Below are 1223 nucleotides of genomic sequence, written 5' to 3'. Positions count from 1 at the left end.
ACGCCGCGCCGACATCCACCTCGGCTTCCTCCACCTCGCCTGCGCGCTGATCTGTCACCGCGAACTCATGAAGTCATTCTGAAACCATCTCTAAGGGTGAGCGGTTCTACGACCGGGCCGTGGCCTCGCTGTATCCGCCCGAGAACGCCCCTGCCGGGTGGGGCCGTTGGTTGTTGGTCCGCCGCTCGATCCTCGACCCCGACCAGGTCCAGGCCGGACTCGAACCCGAGCTGGCCTACTACCTGTGCGCCGGACCTCCCGGCACCACCGACGAGGACCTGATCCGGGTCGCCGACACCCAGTGGGCCATCGAGGAATGCTTCCAGACCGCAAAGAACGAAGTCGGACTCGACCAGTACCAGGTCCGCCGCTACGAGGCCTGGTACCGGCACATCACCCTCGCCCTCCTTGCCCACGCCTACCTATCAGTCATAGCAGCCATCGCCCCAAGAGACCTGGCAGCGGCCTCATCCCGCTCACCCGCGCCGAGATCCGGCGTCTCCTGGCACCTCTGATCCACATCCCCACCCACGCCCTGCAATGGGCCTGGTCAACCTGGCGACGACGACACCAACACCGAGCCCGCGAAGCCCGCTATCGCCGCCGCGAACGACTTACTTAACGAACTGCGGCTACAGTAGTCGGGCAAGGGGAGTGACGATCCCGGGTCACCGCCGTGTACCAGTACCAGCGGTCGCCCGCCCCGATGTAGTGGACCCGAACGCCGTACACGGTCTCCCGCATGGCGCGCACCTACGGCAACCAGACCCATCGGGACTGCGGCTGGTGGGCAGCTTCGCCCATGCACTCCACCTTCGGTCACGCTGCTGCTGCGAGAAATTCCAGCGCGGTGCGGTTGAACTCCGTCGCGTGCTCGATCTGCGCCCAGTGCCCGCACTCGCGGAACACGAGCAGCCGGCAGTCGGGGATGTCCCGCAGGAGCTGCAGACCGATCTCGAGGGGATTCACCCGGTCCTCACGTCCCCAGATGCCGAGGGTCTTGGTCCTGACACGGGCGAACTGGGCGGCCTGGTCGCACCAGGGCGCCGTGCAGCGCGCCGCGGCACTGCGATGGGACTGGTTGCGCGCCGCCTGCACCCGGCCTCAAGCATCTCCCGGCTCACAAATTGAGGTTCCCCCGCTTTGCCGGAGTGTCTGAAGACTGGTTCGATCTTGAGAGCCAGGAAGGAAGGCACTGGTGGCTGCACCGAAGAAGTATCCCG

The 1223-nt window shown here is 66.1% G+C and carries 1 protein-coding gene and 1 pseudogene; one reads left to right on the top strand and one right to left on the bottom strand.

Annotation, left to right across the window (positions count from 1 at the left end):
* Nucleotides 1-155 precede the first annotated feature (155 nt).
* Nucleotides 156-515 (top strand): annotated as a pseudogene (locus BM093_RS34885) (IS701 family transposase); the annotation flags it as partial.
* A gap of 304 nt (nucleotides 516-819) precedes the next feature.
* Here BM093_RS34885 and BM093_RS34880 read toward each other — a convergent pair.
* Nucleotides 820-1098, bottom strand: a complete 279-nt coding sequence (locus BM093_RS34880; protein WP_093357772.1) for an alpha/beta fold hydrolase — start codon at nucleotides 1096-1098, stop codon at nucleotides 820-822.
* Nucleotides 1099-1223: the final 125 nt, after the last annotated feature.

This window comes from Pseudonocardia ammonioxydans, from assembly GCF_900115005.1.
Lineage (GTDB): Bacteria > Actinomycetota > Actinomycetes > Mycobacteriales > Pseudonocardiaceae > Pseudonocardia > Pseudonocardia ammonioxydans.
The sequence above is the reverse complement of the archived record's forward strand: the minus strand, read 5'-3'. Positions and strand labels throughout refer to the sequence as shown.